The sequence below is a fragment of the Helicobacter pylori genome (assembly GCF_002832345.1).
GTDB lineage: Bacteria > Campylobacterota > Campylobacteria > Campylobacterales > Helicobacteraceae > Helicobacter > Helicobacter pylori_CP.
Map to the genome: position 1 here is coordinate 1 of NZ_PHLZ01000056.1, position 1,368 is coordinate 1,368.

Consider the following 1,368-nt stretch of genomic DNA (forward strand, 5'->3'; position numbering starts at 1 on the left):
GCCTAAATTCGTGCGAGAATACCTCAAAGGGAAAGAATTGGTTCAAAACGCTATCAAGCAATACGCTGATGATAGTCGGCGCCGTCCAAGCCCTGATACGGCAGCGCTAGCTGTGAAGATTCAATAGGTTGTATGCATGGTTCATCCGAACCGGATTTGAGAAACTGGAAATCGCCACCCCCCCAGTTCACTCAAGGAGCCCGGCCGGATGAACACCCATAAGCATGCCCGATTGACCTTCCTACGTCGACTCGAAATGGTCCAGCAATTGATCGCCCATCAAGTTTGTGTGCCTGAAGCGGCCCGCGCCTATGGGGTCACCGCGCCGACTGTGCGCAAATGGCTGGGCCGCTTCCTGGCTCAGGGCCAGGCGGGCTTGGCCGATGCGTCCTCGCGCCCGACGGTCTCGCCCCGAGCGATTGCGCCGGCCAAGGCGCTGGCTATCGTGGAGCTGCGCCGCAAGCGGCTGACCCAAGCGCGCATCGCCCAGGCGCTGGGCGTGTCAGCCAGCACCGTCAGCCGCGTCCTGGCCCGCGCCGGTCTGTCGCACCTGGCCGACCTGGAGCCGGCCGAGCCGGTGGTGCGCTACGAGCATCAGGCCCCCGGCGATCTGCTGCACATCGACATCAAGAAGCTGGGACGTATCCAGCGCCCTGGCCACCGGGTCACGGGCAACCGACGCGATACCGTTGAGGGGGCCGGCTGGGACTTCGTCTTCGTGGCCATCGATGACCACGCCCGCGTGGCCTTCACCGACATCCACCCCGACGAGCGCTTCCCCAGCGCCGTCCAGTTCCTCAAGGACGCAGTGGCCTACTACCAGCGCCTGGGCGTGACCATCCAGCGCTTGCTCACCGACAATGGCTCGGCCTTTCGCAGCCGCGCCTTCGCCGCGCTGTGCCATGAGCTGGGCATCAAGCACCGCTTTACCCGACCTTACCGCCCACAGACCAATGGCAAGGCCGAACGCTTCATCCAGTCGGCCTTGCGTGAGTGGGCTTACGCTCACACCTACCAGAACTCCCAACACCGAGCCGATGCCATGAAATCCTGGCTACACCACTACAACTGGCATCGACCCCACCAAGGCATCGGGCGCGCTGTACCCATCTCCAGACTCAACCTGGACGAATACAACCTATTGACAGTTCACAGCTAGGAGGGTTCAGGCGAAACGAGCCCAGAGAGGACATCGCCATGAAACAGTCAACGTTCACGCAAGCGCGGATGGCGTTCGACACCACGGCGCCACTCGAGGAGGTCTGCCGCAAGATGGGCATGTTCGAAGCGGCGTTCCGTGCATGAAGTGGGTAAAGGGCAGATGAAAGCCCCTGATGGCGTTTTAACCTATATCGCTTTAAAGAAATT

At 61.5% G+C, this 1,368-nt stretch carries 1 protein-coding gene; it reads left to right on the forward strand.

From position 1 onward, the window contains the following. Positions 1-208: 208 nt before the first annotated feature. Positions 209-1,159 carry an IS481-like element IS481 family transposase gene (locus CXY28_RS08545; RefSeq protein WP_005012067.1) on the forward strand — a complete coding sequence of 317 codons (951 nt, stop codon included), beginning with the start codon at positions 209-211 and terminating at the stop codon, positions 1,157-1,159. Positions 1,160-1,368: the final 209 nt, after the last annotated feature.

Coding starts and splice junctions, on each gene's coding strand:
- CXY28_RS08545 (WP_005012067.1), top strand. CDS start 209: ATGAACACCCATAAGCATGCCCGATTGACCTTCCTACGTCGACTCGAA.